The sequence below is a fragment of the uncultured Friedmanniella sp. genome, assembly GCF_964244285.1.
GTDB lineage: Bacteria > Actinomycetota > Actinomycetes > Propionibacteriales > Propionibacteriaceae > Microlunatus.
In genome coordinates this window covers 330,218-349,348 of sequence record NZ_CAXTHT010000004.1, presented here as the reverse complement: position 1 = coordinate 349,348, position 19,131 = coordinate 330,218, and the positions used below count along the sequence as shown (strand labels likewise).

16 protein-coding genes are annotated in these 19,131 nt (G+C 71.4%); 8 read left to right on the top strand and 8 right to left on the bottom strand.

What is annotated here, in order from left to right; all coding sequences use genetic code 11:
- Positions 1 to 50 precede the first annotated feature (50 nt).
- From gltB to ACFE7W_RS12805, 4 genes are all read left to right on the top strand, one after another.
- A complete protein-coding gene (gene gltB, locus ACFE7W_RS12820) occupies positions 51 to 4,598 on the top strand; it encodes a glutamate synthase large subunit (protein WP_375425184.1) in 4,548 nt (1,515 codons plus the stop codon).
- 75 nt (positions 4,599 to 4,673) lie between these two features.
- Positions 4,674 to 6,140 (top strand): glutamate synthase subunit beta, encoded by a 1,467-nt coding sequence (locus ACFE7W_RS12815; protein WP_375425183.1) that lies wholly within the window; start codon positions 4,674 to 4,676, stop codon positions 6,138 to 6,140.
- A gap of 14 nt (positions 6,141 to 6,154) precedes the next feature.
- On the top strand, positions 6,155 to 6,598 hold the full coding sequence (locus tag ACFE7W_RS12810; protein ID WP_375425182.1) for a VOC family protein: 444 nt from the start codon (positions 6,155 to 6,157) through the stop codon (positions 6,596 to 6,598).
- 149 nt (positions 6,599 to 6,747) lie between these two features.
- Positions 6,748 to 8,499 (top strand): bifunctional metallophosphatase/5'-nucleotidase, encoded by a 1,752-nt coding sequence (locus ACFE7W_RS12805; protein ID WP_375425181.1) that lies wholly within the window; start codon positions 6,748 to 6,750, stop codon positions 8,497 to 8,499.
- 8 nt (positions 8,500 to 8,507) lie between these two features.
- On the opposite strand, the gene ACFE7W_RS12800 is transcribed toward ACFE7W_RS12805, so the two are convergent.
- Genes ACFE7W_RS12800 through ACFE7W_RS12780 form a run of 5 tightly spaced genes read right to left on the bottom strand, consistent with a single transcriptional unit; the run spans position 8,508 to position 12,011 of the window.
- The gene (locus ACFE7W_RS12800; RefSeq protein WP_375425180.1) at positions 8,508 to 9,296 is read right to left on the bottom strand and encodes an ABC transporter permease; all 789 of its coding nucleotides are present in this window, start codon (positions 9,294 to 9,296) and stop codon (positions 8,508 to 8,510) included.
- A gap of 1 nt (position 9,297) precedes the next feature.
- Positions 9,298 to 10,134 carry an ABC transporter permease gene (locus tag ACFE7W_RS12795; RefSeq protein ID WP_375425179.1) on the bottom strand — a complete coding sequence of 279 codons (837 nt, stop codon included), beginning with the start codon at positions 10,132 to 10,134 and terminating at the stop codon, positions 9,298 to 9,300.
- On the bottom strand, positions 10,131 to 11,135 hold the full coding sequence (locus tag ACFE7W_RS12790) for an ATP-binding cassette domain-containing protein (RefSeq protein WP_375425178.1): 1,005 nt from the start codon (positions 11,133 to 11,135) through the stop codon (positions 10,131 to 10,133). Before ACFE7W_RS12790 ends, ACFE7W_RS12795 begins: the two co-directional genes overlap by 4 nt.
- Before the next feature lie 40 nt (positions 11,136 to 11,175).
- A complete protein-coding gene (locus ACFE7W_RS12785) occupies positions 11,176 to 11,532 on the bottom strand; it encodes a hypothetical protein (RefSeq protein ID WP_375425177.1) in 357 nt (118 codons plus the stop codon).
- Positions 11,533 to 11,564: 32 nt separating this feature from the next.
- Positions 11,565 to 12,011, bottom strand: a complete 447-nt coding sequence (locus ACFE7W_RS12780) for an NAD(P)H-binding protein (protein ID WP_375425176.1) — start codon at positions 12,009 to 12,011, stop codon at positions 11,565 to 11,567.
- An 83-nt stretch (positions 12,012 to 12,094) separates the two neighbouring features.
- Here ACFE7W_RS12780 and ACFE7W_RS12775 point away from each other — a divergent pair, with 83 nt between their 5' ends.
- A complete protein-coding gene (locus tag ACFE7W_RS12775) occupies positions 12,095 to 12,811 on the top strand; it encodes a TetR/AcrR family transcriptional regulator (RefSeq protein ID WP_375425175.1) in 717 nt (238 codons plus the stop codon).
- 24 nt (positions 12,812 to 12,835) lie between these two features.
- On the opposite strand, the gene ACFE7W_RS12770 is transcribed toward ACFE7W_RS12775, so the two are convergent.
- A complete protein-coding gene (locus tag ACFE7W_RS12770; protein WP_375425174.1) occupies positions 12,836 to 13,756 on the bottom strand; it encodes a helix-turn-helix transcriptional regulator in 921 nt (306 codons plus the stop codon).
- 92 nt (positions 13,757 to 13,848) lie between these two features.
- On the opposite strand from ACFE7W_RS12770, the gene ACFE7W_RS12765 reads away from it, so the two are divergent.
- The 3 genes from ACFE7W_RS12765 to ACFE7W_RS12755 all read left to right on the top strand — a co-directional run bounded on the left by ACFE7W_RS12765 (position 13,849) and on the right by ACFE7W_RS12755 (position 16,657).
- Positions 13,849 to 14,790, top strand: coding sequence for a phytanoyl-CoA dioxygenase family protein (locus tag ACFE7W_RS12765; protein ID WP_375425173.1), 942 nt, complete (start codon positions 13,849 to 13,851; stop codon positions 14,788 to 14,790).
- Positions 14,791 to 14,856: 66 nt separating this feature from the next.
- A complete protein-coding gene (locus ACFE7W_RS12760) occupies positions 14,857 to 15,843 on the top strand; it encodes an ABC transporter substrate-binding protein (RefSeq protein ID WP_375425172.1) in 987 nt (328 codons plus the stop codon).
- Positions 15,821 to 16,657 (top strand): ABC transporter substrate-binding protein, encoded by an 837-nt coding sequence (locus tag ACFE7W_RS12755; RefSeq protein ID WP_375425171.1) that lies wholly within the window; start codon positions 15,821 to 15,823, stop codon positions 16,655 to 16,657. Before ACFE7W_RS12760 ends, ACFE7W_RS12755 begins: the two co-directional genes overlap by 23 nt.
- On the opposite strand, the gene ACFE7W_RS12750 is transcribed toward ACFE7W_RS12755, so the two are convergent.
- Positions 16,638 to 17,816, bottom strand: a complete 1,179-nt coding sequence (locus tag ACFE7W_RS12750; RefSeq protein ID WP_375425170.1) for a uroporphyrinogen-III synthase — start codon at positions 17,814 to 17,816, stop codon at positions 16,638 to 16,640. The two genes, ACFE7W_RS12755 and ACFE7W_RS12750, sit on opposite strands and share 20 nt — an antisense overlap.
- A complete protein-coding gene (gene cobA, locus ACFE7W_RS12745; protein WP_375425169.1) occupies positions 17,813 to 18,919 on the bottom strand; it encodes a uroporphyrinogen-III C-methyltransferase in 1,107 nt (368 codons plus the stop codon). Before cobA ends, ACFE7W_RS12750 begins: the two co-directional genes overlap by 4 nt.
- Between the last annotated feature and the right edge of the window lie 212 nt (positions 18,920 to 19,131).

Sequence of the window (19,131 nt, the reverse complement as noted above, 5' to 3'; positions counted from 1 at the left end):
CCGGACCCGAGCCCGCCCGGCTCACCGGCTTCGACCACGGAGGTTCCCTCATGACCGCTGCCCCTGCCCCTTCGCCGGGTCCCCGGTCGTGGTCACAGCGTGCCGAGGGCCTCTACGACCCGACGTTCGAGCACGACGCCTGCGGGGTCGCCTTCGTGGCCACGCTGACCGGCGTCGCCAGCCACGCCATCGTCCGCCAGGGCCTGGAGGCGCTGCGCAACCTCGACCACCGCGGAGCCACCGGCTCGGACCCGCTGACCGGTGACGGCGCGGGCATCCTGATGCAGGTACCGGACGCGTTCCTGCGTGCCGAGGTCGACTTCGAGCTGCCGGCGGCCGGCGCGTACGCGGTGGGGCTGGCCTTCCTGCCCACCGACTCCGAGGCCGGGGCCCGGGCCAAGGCCGGCATCGAGCAGATCGCGGCCGAGGAGGAGCTGACCGTCCTCGGCTGGCGGCGGGTGCGTACCGACGACTCGTCGCTGTCGAACCTGACCCGGTCGAACATGCCGTACTTCGAGCAGCTGCTCGTGGCCGGTCGGCAGGGACAGAGCGGGCTGCCCCTGGAGCGGATGGTCTACTGCCTGCGCCGCCGCGCCCAGCACGAGACGGGGGTCTACTTCTCCTCCCTCTCCTGCCGCACGCTCGTCTGGAAGGGCATGCTCACCACCGAGCAGCTCGAGCTGGTCTTCCCCGAGCTGCTGGACGAGCGGATGGCCAGCGCCCTGGTCGTCGTGCACTCCCGCTTCTCGACCAACACCTTCCCGGCCTGGGAGCTCGCGCACCCCTTCCGGATGATCGCCCACAACGGCGAGATCAACACCGTCAAGGGCAACCGCAACTGGATGCGGGCGCGGGAGACGCTGCTGCGCTCGGACCTGATCCCTGGCGACCTCGAGCGGCTGTTCCCGATCTGCACGCCAGACGCGTCGGACTCGGCCTCCTTCGACGAGGTCGTCGAGCTGTTGCACCTCGGCGGCCGCTCGCTGCCGCACGCGATGCTGATGATGATCCCGGAGGCCTGGGAGAACAACGCGGTGATGGACCGGGCGCGCAAGGACTTCTACGCCTTCCACTCCTGCCTGATGGAGCCCTGGGACGGGCCGGCCGGCGTCGTCTTCACCGACGGCACCCAGGTCGGGGCCGTCCTCGACCGCAACGGGCTGCGTCCGGGCCGCTACTGGGTGACCGACGACGGTCTCGTGGTGCTGGCGTCCGAAGCCGGCGTCCTCGACATCCCCGCCGAGAAGATCGTGCAGAAGGGCCGGCTGCAGCCGGGCCGGATGTTCCTGGTGGACCTCGACCAGCACCGGCTGATCTCCGACGAGGAGGTGAAGGCCGACCTCGCCGCCGCCGCCCCGTACGGGGAGTGGCTGGTCGGCGGCCGCATGCGGCTGAAGGACCTGCCCGACCGCGACCACGTCGTCCACACCCACGCCTCGGTCACGCGGCGTCAGCAGGTGTTCGGCTACACCGAGGAGGAGCTGCGGCTGATCCTGGCGCCGATGGCCTCCGGTGGCGCCGAGGCGATCGGCTCGATGGGGACCGACACCCCGATCGCGGCGCTGAGTGAGAAGCCGCGACTGCTGTTCGACTACTTCTCCCAGCTGTTCGCCCAGGTGACCAACCCGCCGCTGGACGCGATCCGCGAGGAGCTCGTCACCTCCCTGTACAACACGATCGGCCCGGAGCAGAACCTGCTGGCCCCCGGCCCGGCCTCCTGCCGACGGCTGGTGCTGCCCTTCCCGGTGCTCGACAACGACGCGCTGACCAAGATCGTCAAGATCAACCGGGACGGCGACCTGCCCGGCTACTCCACCTACGTCGCCCGCGGCCTCTACGAGGTGAGCGGCGGGGCGGAGGCGCTGAGCGCCAAGCTCGACCAGCTGTGCGCCGAGATCTCGGCGGCGATCGAGGGCGGCGCCCGGATCATCCTGCTGTCGGACCGGCACTCCAACGCCGAGCTCGCGCCGATCCCGTCGCTGCTGTTCACCGCCGCCGTCCACCACCACCTGGTGCGGGAGAAGACGCGCACCCAGGTGGGCCTGGTCGTCGAGGCCGGTGACGTCCGCGAGGTGCACCACGTCGCGCTGCTGATCGGCTACGGTGCGGCCGGGGTCAACCCGTACCTGGCCATCGAGAGCGTCGAAGACCTCTCCCGCAGTGGTGTCTACACCTCCGTCGAGCCCGAGGTCGCCGTGACCAACGTGGTCAAGGCGCTCGGCAAGGGCGTCCTCAAGGTGATGAGCAAGATGGGCGTCTCGACCGTCGCCTCCTACACCGGGGCCCAGATCTTCGAGGCGCTCGGCCTGTCCCGTGAGGTCGTCGACCGCTACTTCACCGGCACCACCTCCAAGCTCGGCGGGGTCAGCCTGAGCGAGATCGCCGACGAGATCCGGGCCCGGCACCTGCGCGCCTACCCGGCTGACGGCATCCCGCTGGCGCACCGGTTGCTGCCGGTCGGCGGGGAATACCAGTGGCGCCGGGAGGGCGAGCCGCACCTGTTCGACCCCGAGACGGTCTTCCGGCTGCAGCACTCCACCCGCTCGGGCCGCTACGACATCTTCAAGCAGTACACCGCCCACATCGACTCCCAGGCGGAGCGGTTGATGACGCTGCGCGGGCTGCTGAAGTTCCGCGACCGGACGCCGGTCCCGATCGAGGAGGTCGAACCGGTCAGCGAGATCGTCAGGCGCTTCTCGACCGGGGCGATGTCCTACGGCTCCATCAGCCTGGAGGCGCACCAGACGCTGGCCATCGCCATGAACCGGCTGGGCGGCAAGTCCAACACCGGCGAGGGCGGCGAGGACCGCGACCGGCTCTACGACCCGGAGCGCCGTTCGGCGGTCAAGCAGGTGGCTTCGGGCCGGTTCGGGGTGACCTCGGACTACCTGACCAACGCCTCCGACATCCAGATCAAGATGGCCCAGGGCGCCAAGCCCGGCGAGGGCGGCCAGCTGCCCGGCCAGAAGGTCTACCCGTGGGTGGCCAAGACGCGGCACTCCACGCCCGGCGTCGGGCTCATCTCACCGCCGCCGCACCACGACATCTACTCCATCGAGGACCTCAAGCAGCTGATCCACGACCTGAAGTGCGCCAACCCGTCCGCGCGGGTGCACGTCAAGCTGGTGGCCGAGGTCGGCGTCGGCACGGTGGCGGCCGGGGTCTCCAAGGCCAAGGCCGACGTGGTGCTGATCTCCGGCCATGACGGCGGCACCGGTGCGGCGCCGCTGACCTCGCTCAAGCACGCCGGCGGCCCCTGGGAGCTCGGTCTCGCCGAGACCCAGCAGACCCTGTTGATCAACGGGCTGCGGGACCGGATCGTCGTCCAGGTCGACGGCCAGCTCAAGACCGGCCGGGACGTGATCATCGGCGCCCTGCTGGGGGCCGAGGAGTTCGGCTTCGCCACCGCGCCGCTGGTGGTGAGCGGCTGCATCATGATGCGGGTCTGCCACCTGGACACCTGCCCGGTGGGCGTCGCCACCCAGAACCAGGAGCTGCGGGCCAAGTTCTCGGGCAAGCCGGAGTTCGTGGTCAACTTCTTCGAGTTCATCGCGACGGAGGTGCGCGAGCACCTGGCGGCGCTGGGCTTCCGGACGCTGGCCGAGGCCGTCGGCCAGGTCGGGGTGCTCGACACCGTGCCGGCGGAGGAGCACTGGAAGGCCCACGGGCTGGACCTCGCGCCCATCCTGCACGCGCCCGAGCTGCCCGAGGGCACGCCGAGACGCAACGTCACCGGCCAGGACCACGCGCTGGAGATGGCGCTGGACCAGATGCTGATCGACCTGTGCCGACCGGCGCTGACCTCCGGTGAGGCCGTCCGCGCCTCGCTCAAGATCCGCAACGTCAACCGGACCGTGGGAACCATCCTGGGCCACGAGGTCACGCTCGCGACCCAGGGCGAGGGGCTGCCCGACGGGACGATCGACCTCACCTTCACCGGCTCGGCCGGCCAGAGCTTCGGGGCGTTCGTGCCCGCCGGCATCACGCTGCGGCTCGAGGGCGACAGCAACGACTACCTCGGCAAGGGGCTGTCCGGCGGCCGGATCGTGCTGCGGCCCGACCGTGCCGCAGGCTTCGTGGCGGCGGAGAACATCATCGCGGGGAACGTGATCGGCTACGGCGCGACCTCCGGTGAGATCTTCATCGCCGGCATGGTGGGGGAGCGGTTCTGCGTCCGCAACTCCGGCGCTCTGGCGGTCGTCGAGGGGACCGGTGACCACGCCCTGGAGTACATGACGGGTGGGGTGGCCGTGATCCTGGGCAGCACCGGGCGCAACGTCGCCGCCGGCATGTCCGGCGGCATCGGCTACGTCCTCGACCTCGACGAATCGCTGCTCAACCGCGACCTGGTCGACGCCCTCGAAGTCAGCGACGCCGACGGCGAGCTGCTGCGCGGGCTGGTCAGCCGGCACCAGGAGGAGACCGGCTCCGAGGTGGCCGCCGCGCTGCTCGGGGACTGGGCGACAGCCCAGGGCCGGTTCCGCAAGGTCCTGCCCCGCGACTACGCCCGGGTGGTCGCCGCCCGCGAGCAGGCCGAGTCCGAGGGTCTGGACGACGAGACCACCACCGTCAAGATGATGGAGGCAGCCAAGTCGTGATGCGTCCTGAGCCTGTCGACAGCCTCGAAGAGGCTGCGCCTTCCCTGACCCACCCGAAGACGAAGGACCACGAGAATGGCTGACCCCCGGGGTTTCCTGAGCACGCCGCGCAAGGTCGCCGAGCGGCGGCCGGTGGCCCAGCGGATCCACGACTGGCACGAGGTCTACCCCGGCACGCCGGGGCGCGCGCTGCTGCCGATCATCTCCGAGCAGGCGGGCCGCTGCATGGACTGCGGCATCCCGTTCTGCCACACCGGCTGCCCGCTCGGCAACCTCATCCCGGAGTGGAACGACCTCGTCTGGCGCAGCGACTGGGACGAGGCGCTGGAACGGCTGCACGCGACCAACAATTTCCCCGAGTTCACCGGCCGGCTCTGCCCGGCGCCGTGCGAGACGGCCTGCGTGGTCGGGATCAACCGTGACCCGGTGACGATCAAGAACGTCGAGGTCGCGATCATCGACAAGGCCTGGGACGAGCACCGCGTGCTGCCCCAGCCGCCCGAGTGGCACACCGGCCGGACGGTCGCCGTCATCGGCTCGGGTCCCGCCGGGCTGGCGGCCGCGCAGCAGCTGACCCGCGCCGGCCACACCGTCGCGGTCTTCGAGCGTGCGGAGGAGCCGGGCGGTCTGATGCGCTTCGGCATCCCCGAGTTCAAGATGGAGAAGGCCGTCCTCGACCGCCGGATCCGCCAGATGAAGGACGAGGGCACCAACTTCCGCTGCGGTGTCGAGGTCGGGGTCAAGATCACCGGGCCCCAGCTGAAGGAGCGCTACGACGCGGTCGTCCTCGCCGTCGGCTCGACCATCGGTCGCGACCTGCCCGTTCCGGGCCGGGAGCTGAACGGGATCCACCAGGCGATGGAGTTCCTGCCCGGGGCCAACCGGTACGCCCGCGGCAAGGTCGACGCGCCGGCGATCAGCGCCCACGGCAAGCACGTGGTCATCATCGGCGGCGGCGACACCGGCGCCGACTGCCTGGGGACGGCGATCCGGCAGGGCGCCGCGTCCATCCGGCAGCTGGAGATCATGCCCACCCCGCCCGAGGAGCGTCCGGCGCACCAGCCCTGGCCCACCTACCCGATGACCTATCGGGTCTCCTCGGCGCACGAGGAGGCGGGGGAGCGGGTCTACTCGGTCAACACCTCCAGGTTCAACGGCGACGAGAACGGCCAGGTGACCTCGCTGACCATGTCCGAAGTCGTCTTCGAGGGCGGCAGGCTGACCCCGGTCGAGGGCACCGAGCAGGAGATCCCGGCCGACCTCGTGCTGCTGGCCATGGGCTTCGTCGGTCCCGAGAAGGACACCGTCGTCGCCCAGCTGGGGGTCGGTCTCGACGAGCGCGGGAACGTCCGCCGCGACCTCGACTACGCCACCGACGTCGACGGTGTCTTCGTCGCCGGGGACGCCGGCCGCGGCCAGTCGCTGATCGTCTGGGCCATCGCCGAGGGCCGCGCCTGCGCCGCCGGGGTCGACCAGTACCTGTCCGGCTCGACCAAGCTGCCCAAGCCGATCCCGCCGACCGCCCGCCAGATGATGGTCTGAGGGGCCCTCATCCCGTGACGACTGACGACGTGCCGCAGCTGCGCCAGGTGGTGCTGGACACGACCGACGCCCGTGCCCTGGCGGAGTTCTACCGCGAGCTGCTCGGCCTGGCCTACCGGCCGGGCGACGAACCGCCGTCCGCGGGCGAGGACGACGAGCGCGGTCGCGACTGGCTGGTGCTGCGCGGCGCGGGTGCCGGGCCGGACGGCGGGGACGCGACGAGCATCGCGTTCCAGCAGGTCGAGCAGCTGCCGCGGGTCACCTGGCCCGAGGGGGAGCACCCGCAGATGCTCCACCTCGACCTGACGGTCGGCGACGCCGACGCTCTGGTCCGGCAGCGTGACCGGGCGACCACCCTGGGTGCCCGCGTGCTGTGGGACCGCTTCGACGACCCGGACGAGCCGCTGTACGTCTTCGCCGACCCGGCCGGCCACCCGTTCTGCATCTTCGTCGCCTGACCGGGAGTGCGCGGATCGCGGTTCTCCCGGCCGGTCAGCCGCCATTCCCGCACAGTCGACGGATGACGGGTAGCACCCCGCCGCGACGGAGTTCAACGGAAACGGCACACTGTGGCCCGACCGTCCCGTCGCCTGTGAAGGGTTTCGCCATGCCCCACGTCCACCCCGCCGGCCGCCGGCTGAGCGCCATGCTCGCCGTCACCGCGCTCTCCGTCCTGCTGCTCAGCCCGGCGGCCCAGGCCGCCCCGACGTCCTCAGCTCACCGTCCAGACGCCGCTCCGTCGGTGGCGACGCCGGCCGGGGCGGTCAAGGCGAAGAAGACCGGGACCGTCCCGGTCCGGCTGATCTCCTTCAACGACCTGCACGGGAACCTCGAGGCGCCGGGCGGCTCCTCGGGCCAGGTGACGCTGGCTGACGGCACCAAGGTCGACGCCGGAGGAGCCGCGTACCTGGCCACCCGGGTGAAGCAGCTGCAGTACGGCCACAACTCCCTGCTGCTCAGTGCCGGCGACAACATCGGGGCCTCCCCGCTGGCGTCGGCCCTGTTCCACGACGAGCCGACCATCGACGTGCTGAACGCGATGGGCGTGCGCGCGTCCGTGGTCGGCAACCACGAGTTCGACGAGGGGCTCGCCGAGCTGCGGCGGATCCAGCTCGGGGGCTGCCAGGTCCCCGACGGCTGCCAGTTCCGCACCTCCTACGCCGGCGCCGACTTCCCCTACCTCGGGGCCAACGTCCGCTTCGACACCGGCAAGCAGGCCTTCTCACCGTTCAGCATCCAGAAGGTCGGCGGGGTCAAGGTCGGCGTCATCGGCGTCACCCTGAAGGGTCTGCCGGAGGTCGTCACCCCGACGGCCGTCTCCGGCCTGGAGTTCACCGACGAGGTCGCCGCGATCAACCGCAGCTCGAAGCTGCTGCAGAAGATGGGCGTCAAGGCCCAGGTCGTGCTGATGCACCAGGGCGACGAGACGACCGGCCTCGGCGGACCGAACGCCTGTCAATTGGGCAGCGAGCAGCTCGCGCACCAGATCGCCACCAAGGCGACTGCCCGCGTCGATGCGTTCTTCGCCGGGCACACCCACCAGGCCGAGCGGTGCACGGTGCGCGACCCGTTGGGTCGGCCCAGGCCGCTCATCCAGGGTCTCTCCTTCGGCCGTCTGCTCTCCGTGGTGGACGTGCGGGTCAGCCGGAGGACCCACGACGTCGTCCGCAGCCGCACCACGGCCAGGAACGTCGTCGTCACCCGCACCGTGACCCCCGACGCGACGGTGAAGGCGATCGTCGACCGGGCGGTCACGAAGTCGGCCCCGCTGGCGAACCGGCAGATCGGCAGCACCACGCAGGTGCTGCTGGGCCGGGGCAGTGACGCCCCGGAGAAGCCGCTCGGTGACGTGATCGCGGACGCCCAGCTCGCCGCGACCACCGGTAACGGCGCCCAGATCGCGATCACCAACCCGGGGGGCATCCGCGGTGACCTCGACGCCGGACCGGTCACCTACGGCGAGGCCTTCACCGTCCAGCCGTTCGCGAACATCATGCAGACCATCACCCTGACCGGCGCGCAGCTCAAGGCGGTGCTCGAGCAGCAGCAACAGACGGCGGGCGCCGATCCGACCTGGCTGCAGGTCTCCTCGACCCTGCACTACACGTGGACGACCTCGGCGGCGCTCGGCTCGAAGGTCTCGGCCATCACCGTGGCCGGGCTGCCGGTCAACCCGACGGCCTCCTACCGGGTCTCGGTGAACAACTTCCTGGCCGCCGGCGGCGACGGGTTCACCGTCTTCGAGGCCGGGACCGACCTGACGGGCGGCCCGATCGACCTGGACGCGCTCGTGGACTACCTGGGCGACCACCCGAACCTGTCGGCTCCGGCGGCGAACCGCATCAACGTCGTCGGCTAAGCCACGTCCTAAGCCGAGGCACCGGTGTAGCGGCGTAGCGCCACCAGCCAGAAGGCTCGGGACGCGACCAGGAACAGCACCGCGACACCCACCGACCCGGCAGCTCCGCCCACGGAGAGCTGCCCGGTCAGGGCCTGGGCCGGGACCGTCACGGCGAACGCGATCGGCACCACGAAGGTGAGCACGGGCCGCATCCAGCCGGGGAAGATCGGCACCGGCCAGCGGCCGGCGTTGCCGAACAGTGCCTGGAAGATGACCAGGATGTTGTCGAGCTTGACGAACCAGAACGCGCAGGTCGACAGCAGCAGCAGGAAGCTGTAGACCGTCGCGAAACCGGCCAGCAGCGTCACCGCGAAGAGCACCACGGCGGCGGGGTGCAGCGTCGCCCCGATCCTGCTGAGCCCGAAGCCCACGACGCCCAGCCCGACCACCACGTCGGTGAGCGCCTGCGGGGACATCACCCGGGCGCTGGCCAGCAGCTGGGCGTCGGCCGGCTTGGTGAGCACGAAGTCGAAAGTGCCCAGCCGGATGCCCTCCATCATCGCCTCCATCGACGGCCGGATCACCACCCCGACCAGCCCGCTGATGAAGAAGTGGACGCCGACCAGCACCAGCAGCTGGTCGGCGGTCCAGCCGCGCAGGTCCGCGGTGTTGCCGAACACCACCGAGAGCGCCAGCACGGCCGTGACCAGACCGACGCCCGCGTTGACCACCGCGATGGCGAAGTCCGAGCGGTACTGGAGGAGGTTGGCCACCCCGATCGACAGGAAGGCCCGCAGCACGCGGAGGGAGTGCACGTCAGGCTCCGACCGCGCTGTACCGGCGCGTCGCCCGCGCCCACAGCAGCCGCAGCGCGACCAGGGCGACCACGACCCAGACCAGCTGGACGCAGTAGCCGAGCAGCAGGTCAGCCCCGCTCCGGCGGCCGAGCAGCACCTCCACGGGGAACGCGAGTGTCCAGGGGAACGGCGTCCACGCGGCGAGGGTCTGCGCCCACGCCGGGAGCACCGACAGCGGCGCGAACTGGCCACCCAGGAAGGTGAACAGGGAGAAGAACACGGTGTTCAGGGCCGACACCTTGGTCAGCCAGAAGGCGGCCAGGGCGACGCACCACTCGAGGACGAAGCGCAGCACCATCGCCAGCAGGAGGGCGGGCAGGAAGGCCAGCACGGTCCGGGGCGTGGTGGCGGACAGGTCGGCGCCGAACACCAGTCCGAGGAGGACCGCGGCCGGCAGGATGCCGACCAGCCCCACGAGCTTGTAGGTGAGGTTCTCGCAGACGTCGTTGTGGATCGGGTGCACGGGCCGCAGCAGCAGGGGCGAGAAGGTGCCGTTGCGGATCCGGTACTCGAACTCCCACATGTGCCAGATGAAGGTCAGGTGGTCCACGACCATCATCACCAGGAAGTACGCCACGAACTGCGCGGCGTCGTAGCCGCCGGTGCTGCCACCCGCAGCAACACTGCGCCAGACCACGATGAAGACCAGCGGGGAGATGATGCTGGTCAGCACCCAGATCGCCGCTGCGCCGCGGTAGGCCAGGTTCGCCGCCAGCGTGGACGCGAGCTGGCGTCGGTAGTAGGCGGCCAGCGCGGACGCCGAGAAGCGCTCGAGCTCCCCGGGGAGGTCGCTCACGCGCTCTCCGGCCCCGCGGGCGAGGCGAACACGTCCTCGATCACCCGCTCGATCGGTGGGTCGGTGATGGTCAGGTCGATGACGGCCAGCCGGTCCAGCAGCCGTGCGGCGGCGGCCGGCGCACCGACCTTCGGCACCCGTACGGTCGCGCTGGTCGCGGACCGCTCGACCACCTCACCTCCCGCCAGTCCGGCCAGGTCGACACCCTCCAGGTCGTGCCCCTCGGCGACCTCGACGCTCAGCAGCTTGTCCGCCGCGAACCGCGCGACCAGAGCCGAGAGGTCGCCGTCGAACAGCAGCCGGCCCCGGTGGATCACCACGACCCGACGACAGAGCGCCTCGACGTCGGCCATGTAGTGGCTGGTCAGCATCACGCAGGCGCCGGTGCGGGCGTTGTAGTCGGCGACGAATGCGCGGATCCTTCGCTGCATCGCCACGTCCAGCCCGATGGTCGGCTCGTCGAGGAAGAGCACCTGCGGGTAGTGCAGCAGCGAGCCGGCGATCTCGCACTTCATCCGCTCCCCGAGGCTCAGGTTGCGCACGGGTACCCGGAGCAGGTCGCCGAGCTCGAGCAGGTCGGTCAGCTCGGCCAGCCGGCGGCTGAAGTCGACCGGCCCGATCCGGAAGATCGCCTGGTACAGCCGGTAGGTGTCGAGCACGGGGATGTCCCACTGCAGCTGGTTGCGGTTGCCCATCACCAGGGCCATCCGGCCGAGGTAGTCCCGGTCGCGCCGCCACGGGGTGAAGCCCAGGACCTCCGCGGTGCCGGCACTCGGGTGCAGCAGCCCGGCGAGCATCTTCAGCGTCGTGGTCTTGCCCGCGCCGTTGGGGCCGAGGAAGCCCACCACCTCACCCGCCTCGACCCGGAAGTCGACGCCGGCCACCGCGTGCACCTCTCGCGTCCGCCGGTGCGCGAGCGAGGCCAGCGCGGCCCGGACGCCGCCATCCCGCTCGGGCACGACGTAGGTCTTGCCGAGCCCCTCGACCGTGATTGCCGCCACGGAGGAGATCCTGCCCTACGCCACTGACAGGGGGTGGTGCTCAGCCCCCCGCGGCCAGCGCCTCGCGGGCCGTGCGCGGGGCGTGTCCGAGCAACGTCTCCAGGAGCGGGTCGACCTCGGCGAAGAATCCCTGCTGGGCGGCCTCGTAGAAGGCGAGGAACGCCGGCCGGCCGGCCGCGGTCTGTGCGGCACTCCACTCCTGGGGGTCCACGACCGCGCAGGTGACGGGCCGGCCGGTCAGCTCCGAGGCTGTCCGGGCGAGGTCGGAGAAGGTGGGCGCGGCGCCGGCGGTGAGGGTGACCGGGCCGTCGTAGCCACCCTCGGACCCCAGGATCACCGCGGCCGCCTCGGCGGCGTCCTCCCGGGCGGTCCAGGACACCGGGCCGTCGGCAGGCACCTCGATCCTGCCGGTCTCACGCCACGGGCCGGTCAGCCAGCCGATGCTGTGGGCGTAGAAGCCGTTCCGCAGTGACGTCCACGCGGTGCCGGACGCGGCGAGGAGCTTTCGGTGGCGAAGTGCTCGCGTCCAGGGCCGAAGGGGTTGTCGGGGGCGGCGGCCTGGTGGCTGGTGTAGACGATCCGGCCGACGCCGGCCTCGACCGCAGCCTCGACGGCGTTGCGGTGCAGAGCTACCCCATCGGCGTGCAGGTCGTTCTGGGACACGAGCAGCAGCTGGTCGCCGCCGACGAAGGCGCTGCGCAGCGAGCCGGGGTCGCCGTAGTCGGCCCGCCGGACGACCACGCCCCGGTCGGCGAACCGTCGCGCTCGGGCCGGGTCGCGGACCGCGACGACGAGCTCGCTCGGCGGCGTGCGCTCCAGGAGGTGGTCGATGGTGGCGCCGTTGAGTGCTCCGGTCGCTCCGGTCACGACGATCATGTGGACATCCTCGAATCGTTGATATCGCTGAAGAGATTCCAACGGTAACACTCTCGGTAGCAGCGCTACGTTACCGTTGGTCCATGAGTGCTGCGGGTGATCGTCGCGCCGAGGCGCGGGCTCGCATCGTTGCCGTGGCCGCGCAGCTCCTGCACCAGGAGGGGCCGTCCGAGGTCACGACCCGGAGGGTCGCGGAGCGTGCCGGGGTTCAGGCCCCGACCATCTACCGTCTCTTCGACGACAAGGACGGCCTGCTGGAAGCCGTCGCCGAGCACGTGATGGCCGGCTACGTGGCGGCCAAGTCCAAGCTCGCCGCGGCCGCGTCCGAGGCTGCCGTCGACCCGGTGGCGGACCTGCGGGCGGCATGGCGCACCCAGGTCGAGTTCGGTCTGGACAACCCGGGGCTCTTCCGCCTTCTCAGCGACCCCGACCGGGTGCGGCACTCTGCCGCGGCCCTCGAGGGCCGCCGGCTCCTGCAGGCTCGGGTGCACCGGATCGCTGAGACCGGCCGGCTCCGGGTCAGCGAGAAGCGCGCGGGCGACCTCATCCACGCCGCGGCCGTCGGCGTCGTGCAGACGACGCTCGCCACCCCGCTCGAGATGCGCGACCCCGGCCTCGCCGACGGCATGGTCGACGCCGTGCTCGGCCAGATCCTCCTCGACCCACCGGCTCATCCGGTGGACAGCAGCCTGGCGACCGCCGTGGCACTCCGGGCCGTCGGCCCGCGCCTCGAGGGCCTGACCGGGGCTGAGCGTGAGCTGCTGGGGGAGTGGCTCGACCGGGTGGTCGACGCCACCTGACGGGCCGTCCTCGGGCGTGGGAACTCAGTCGTCCTCGGCAGTGAGCACGTGCGCGACCGGCAGCAGCCCGGCCGCGCGCACCGGCGCCATCGGGTCGGACCGGGCCGCGACGCGGCGGTAGGCGCCGGGCGGCCCGTCGTAGGCCGTCCGGAAGCGGCGGGACAAATGGTAGGCGTTGGCGAAGCCGCACGCGGCGGCCACCTCGGTCAGCGAGGCGTTGCTGCGCTGCAGCATGACGGCGGCCCGGGACAGCCGGACCAGCTCCAGCACCCGCGCCGGTCCCAGGCCGTAGTGCTCGCGGAACACCCGGTAGAGGTGCCCGACGGAGACGCTGGTCGCCGTGGCCAGCTCGTGCACCTCGACCAGCCGGACGCCCTCGACCGCCCAGATCCGCGCGGTCACGGTGGTGGCGGCCGCGACCAGCGCGGGCAGGGCGGCGGCGGGCTCGTCCAGCGGGCCCCGGACGAACAGGTCGAGCAGCAGGCCGAGCAGCTGGTCGCTGCGCCGCCGCGCGTCGCTCGACTGCTGGCCGCCGAGCACCTCCAGGTAGCGGCAGAGTGCGGCGAGGAACGGGGCCGACGTCAGGTCGCGGGTGAGCGGCCAGGTGCCGGGTTCCGGCAGGTCGGCGGGGTCGGTCACCCGGAAATGGGCCCACGCGTGCCGTGACGGGGTCGCCCTGTCCCAGGTGAAGGAATCGACAGCCCCGGTCGGAGCCAGCAGCAGGGTGCCGGGCAACAGTGACACCGGTGCAACGATGCGGGGTCCGATGATCGGGCCGGGCGCGTGCACCGTCCAGATCGCCGAACCTCGCAGCAGCCACAGGAACTCGAAGTCGATCAGCTCCCGGGGACCGTAGGACGAGCCCGGCTGGTAGTCGGCGATCCGGACGACGCCCGCGCCCTCCACCGCCACGGTCGGGAGGAGGTGAGCTACCGGCGATGTCACGATCAGATAGTAAGTCGCGTGTCCGGGACATTTCGCCGCGCGGCGCCGGCTGCCACAGTGAAGCGTACTGATCCCGATCCGAAGGCTGCACCGTGACCGACCTGCTCACCCCCCGGACGACCTCGACCACCCCCGCCGGCCTCCGGCTCTTCGACGTGGTCGACGAGGAGTTCGTCGCCCACTACGCCGAGCACGGCTTCGCCCTGCTGGCCGGCGCCCTCACCCCGGACGAGGTCGACGCCGTCAACGCGGACGCCCTCCGGCTGTGCCGCGGGGACTACGGCGACCTCAGCTACGGCTGGCCGACCGACCAGTCCGAGGCCGTGACGGACGCCCCGGCCGACCTGAGCGACGAAGACGTGCTTCGCCGCTACCTCTGCGTCCACTACCCGCACAAGGTGTCCCCACCCGCCCGGGCGGCCCTGGAGGCGCCACGGGTCGTGGACGCCCTGACCGCCGTCGTCGGCCCGAACGTCAAGGCCATGCAGTCGATGCTGTTCATCAAGAGCGAGGGCAAGCCCGGCCAGGCCTGGCACCAGGACGAGTTCTTCATCCCCACCCGCGACCGGTCGCTGACCGCGGTCTGGATCGCCCTGGACGACGCGACGGTCGAGAACGGCTGCCTGTGGGTGCTGCCGGGCTCGCACCGGCGCGGCGTGATCTACCCGGCCAAGGACCAGGACGACCCCCGCTTCGACTGCTCGACCGAGGCCTACGACTTCCCCTACACCGACGACGACGCCGTCCCGGTCGAGATCCCGGCCGGAACCGGTCTGGTCTTCAACGGCTACCTGCTGCACCGCTCGCTGGAGAACTCCGGCCGGCATGGCTACCGGCGTGCGCTGGCCAACCACTACATGAGTGCGGAGTCGCTGCTGCCCTGGCGTCCCCCCGCCAAGGACGAGTGGATGGCCATCGCCGACTACCGCGACGTCGTCCTCGTTGCCGGTGAGGACCCGTACGGCTACAAGGGCACCGTCGACCTCGCCAAGCCGTTCTCGCGTCCGGACAAGGACGGCGGCTGCGACCGCTAGGCACGACCGCACGACCGCACGACTGCACGACTGCACGACCCACCGCACGCGTTCAAGGAGGAACACATGCCTGACCCTTTCCCCGAGCCCGCCGAAGGGCGCTACACCCCGACCCGACGACGCTTCCTGTCCTTGGCCGGCCTGGCCCTGGGTGGTGGCGTCCTCGGGCTGGGAGCGACCGGCTGCGGCACCGCCCAGACCGGCAGCAGCACCGGCGGCAGCAGCGCGAAGGGCCGGCCGGGCGCCTCGGGGGACACGCTTTTCGTGTCCGGCTTCCAGTGGGGACCGCCCACCAGCTTCAACCCCCTCGGTGCCTCGCCGGCGTGGCCCGCGGGGCAGGGCCAGAGCCAGCTGGTCTATGAGACGCTGCTGCGCTTCAACCTCATCGACGGCTCGCTGCAACCGGGTCTGGGCCGAGAGCTCCAGCAGACCGACGCCAAGACGCTGACGGTGCCCCTGCAGGAGGGCACGGCCTGGTCCGACGGCAGCGAGCTCACCGCCGATGACGTGGTCTTCAGCTACGAGCTGTCCAAGCAGGTGAGCACCAGCTACTCCTCGGTCTGGACCTACCTCGACTCCGTCACCGCCAAGGACGCGCGGACCGTGGTCTTCACCCTCAAGGACAAGCCGTACAACCCCGGCTCGGTCAAGGACTCGCTGAGCAAGCTGTTGATCGTACCCAAGGCCGTCTGGAGCACGATCGACTCGGCCAAGATCACCGCCGAGACGAACCTCAAACCGGTCGGCAGCGGCCCGTACACGTTGGACAAGGCCGACCAGACCCAGGTCTCGCTCACCCGGGCCGACACCTACTGGGGCAAGACCGTCTACGGCACGCCGGCGCCGCTGGCGATCGTGCACCCCATCTTCAAGACCGGCAACGACGGCGACATCAAGCTGCAGAGCGGTGAGATCGACGCCAGCCAGCAGTTCACGCCGCAGATCTGGAAGATGTGGGAGGACAAGCAGCGGCCGGTCGCCACCTGGCTCAAGGACAAGCCCTTACTACCTGCCGGGCAGCATCCCGCTGTTGATCTTCAACCTGAACCGTAAGGGTCTGGACAACGTGTTGGTGCGCGAGGCGATCGCCTGCTGCATCGACTACCCGAACGTGGCCGCCACCGCCATGTCGAGCTACTCCGACCCGGCCAACGCCAGCCTGATCCTGCCCACGGGCTATGAGAGCAAGTTCTACGACGCGGCCGGGGTGAAGGCCGACGGCTGGACGTTCGACGCCGACAAGGCCGTGCAGATCCTCGAGGGCGACCTCAAGGCCAAGAAGGGCTCCGACGGCATCTATGTGCTGCCCGACGGCACCAAGCTGGGCGGCTGGGAGCTGATCACCCCGACCGGCTGGACGGACTGGAACACCGCCTGCGAGATCGTGGCCAAGTCGGCCAAGGCGATCGGCATCGGGATCGAGACCAAGTTCCCGCAGGCCCCGACCATGATCAAGGCGATGCAGAACCAGGACTTCGATCTCTGCATGTACTCCTACTCCGGGGTCAGCCCGGCGAGCCCGTGGATCCGGTTCCGCGACGCCATGGACAACCGTGGGGTGCCCGAGGCCGGCAAGACGGCGTTCTTCAACTACAACCGGTTCTCCCACCCCGAGGTGCCGGGGCTGCTGGACACCGCGGCGTCGGCCAAGGACGACACCGCCGCCAAGGCCGCGTACACGGCCCTGGACAAGATCTACCGCCAGCAGATCCCCGTCGTGCCCCTGATGTACCGCCCGCTGGAGTTCTATGAGTTCTCGACCGCCAACTGGACGGGATTCCCCACGTCGGACAACCCGTACGCGCCGCCCATGTGGCAGGGCGCCGGTATCAGCTGGCTGTTCAAGATCACGAAGCTGGGCAGCTAGCTCCCGCCGGGCGCTCGGCGTTCAACCGGTAGCCGCGGCGGACGACGGTGGTGATCAGGTCGGGGATACCGATGCTGCGGCGGAGCCGGCTGATGGCCACCTCGAGGGCGTGGTCGTCCAGGGGCTCGGGCAGGGCCTCGCTCAGCTCGAGGCGCGAGACCACCGAGGGGGTGGCGGCCAGGGTGCGCAGGATGGCCAGGGCGTTCGGGCCGAGGGTGATGCTGCGGCCGTCCACGCAGACGTTGCGGCCGCGCAGCTCCAGCCGCAGCCCGCCGCTGTCAAAGCGTTGGACGTGGTGGGTGCTCAACTGCTCGCAGACCACCCGGATGAGGGCCCCGAGCCGGTGCCGCTCGGGCACCACCACCTCGATGCCCGCCGCCCGCAAGGGCTCGGCGGTCACCGGGCCGACCGCCGCGGCCGTCACGCCGCTGGTCAGGGCGCTGACGAAGGCCGGCCCGAGCCCGGAGGCCGCCGCGGCCTCCAGCGTGGCCACGGCTCCCGGCGCGCTGGTGAAGACGACCGCGTCGAGCTGCTGCCGGGTGGCCGCCTCGACCAGCCGGAGCAGCCGCTCGCCCGAGGTCGGCGCCACCCAGCGGTACGGCGTCACCGTGAGCACGCTGGCGCTGACCTCGTTCAGCCGGGCCAGCTGCACCTCGTCGGTGAAGCCGTGCAGCTGGATGGCCACCCGTCGCCCCGTGAGGCCTCGGCCGGTGACCGCGTCCACCAGCGAGGCGGTCGTGTCCAGCTCGGCTCCCGCCGTCTCCTCCAGACCGGCGGCCCGGACGGCGCCCACCGCCTTGGGTCCGCGGGCCAGGATCGAGGCCTGCTCCAGCACGGCCGTCAGCTCCGCGCCCAGCCCTGCGGCGTCAGCCACCTCGAACCAGCGACGCATCCCGTAGCCGGTGGTCACGAGCACGACCTCGGGCCGGGTGGCGATCAGCTCCTGCGTCTGACGGACCAGGGTGCCGTCGGCGTCCAGGGGCGCGATCCTGAGCGCGGGCGCGTGCAGCACCTGCGCCCCGCGGCGTTCGAGCGCGGAGATGAGGTCGGTCGAGCGGCGGTCCGAGGTCAGCCCGATCCGGAAGCCCTGCAGCTCCTCCGCCCGACCGGCCGCGGTCCTCGCCCCTCCGGTCCCGCCCGCCCCCGAGCCGCTCGTCACCCTCGACGCACTTCCTCGACGTCGAGGAAGGGGTCGGACGCCCACAGCTCGGCCGCGCCCTGGGCCGAGGTGGCCACCGAGACGACCTCGCCGATCACCACCACGGCGGGGGAGCGCAGGTCCAGTCGTCGCACCTCGGCGGGCAGCCGGCCGACGGTGGTGAAGGTGCTGCGCTGGGAGGCGGAGAAGCCCCGCTCGACCACCGCGGCCGGGACGTCGCCGTCCATGCCGGCGCCGCACAGCCCGCCGACGATCTGCTCGAGGCTGGCGATCCCCATCAGCACCACGATCGTCCCGCCCAGCCGGACCAGGGCCGCCAGCTCGTCGGCGCTGGGCGGCACGTGGCCGGAGATCACGGTGAAGGCGTGGCTCAGCCCCCGGTGCGTGACGGGGATGCCGCTGGCGGCCGGGATGGCCAACGAGCTGGACACCCCGGGCACGATCCGGACGCTGACGCCCGCACCCAGGCAGGCGAGCATCTCCTCCCCGCCCCGGCCGAACACGAACGGGTCGCCGCCCTTGAGCCGGACGACCGACTGCCCGGCCCGGGCCCGCGCGACCATCAGCTCCTCGATCGAGCGCTGGGTGACGGGGTGGTGGTACGGCGACTTGCCCACGTCGACCAGCTCGGCCCCGGGCGCGAGCTCGGGCAGCGCCTCGGTCGGCGCGAGCCGGTCGTAGAAGACGACGTCGGCGTCCCGCAGGGCTTGGCAGGCCTCGACGGTCAGCAGCCGCGGGTCGCCCGGGCCGCCGCCCACCAGCACCACCTGACCCTGCGTCGCGGCCGGGACCTCCCGCTGGACCAGGACCCGGAGGTGGCCGCAGAGCTCGATCACCCGGTCCCGGACGACCGGTTCGGCGTCGACGACCACCGCCGACCAGGCCGGCCCGAGCAGCCGAAGCAGGCCGGAGGTGTCGGCGCTGCCCGGCTGGGAGGTGTAGTGGACGCTGTCCATCCGCTCTTCCACCGGCGGCACCGGCCCGGGCAGCGCCAACGTGACCCGCGCCCCGGCCCGCACGTAGCGGGTCACCACCCGACGGGCGGGCACGGGGGAGCCGAACACCACGACCTTGCGCCCGCTGACGTCGACGTCGATCTGCATGGCTGCACCAGTCCTCGTTCTTCGCGCGGTCGATCTCGCGACGGCGGTGGCCGTCCCGGGAGGAGGGGGGTCTCCCGGCGACTCGACCACCCGGAGGCAATCTATGCAGCGGGCGTTACCCCGGTATTTCTGCTCGGTAACTGCCGGGCACCAGCGCCTCACCGTCCGCGGTCGGGCGTGTGAGGGAACGGCACCATCGTCGTAACGGATCG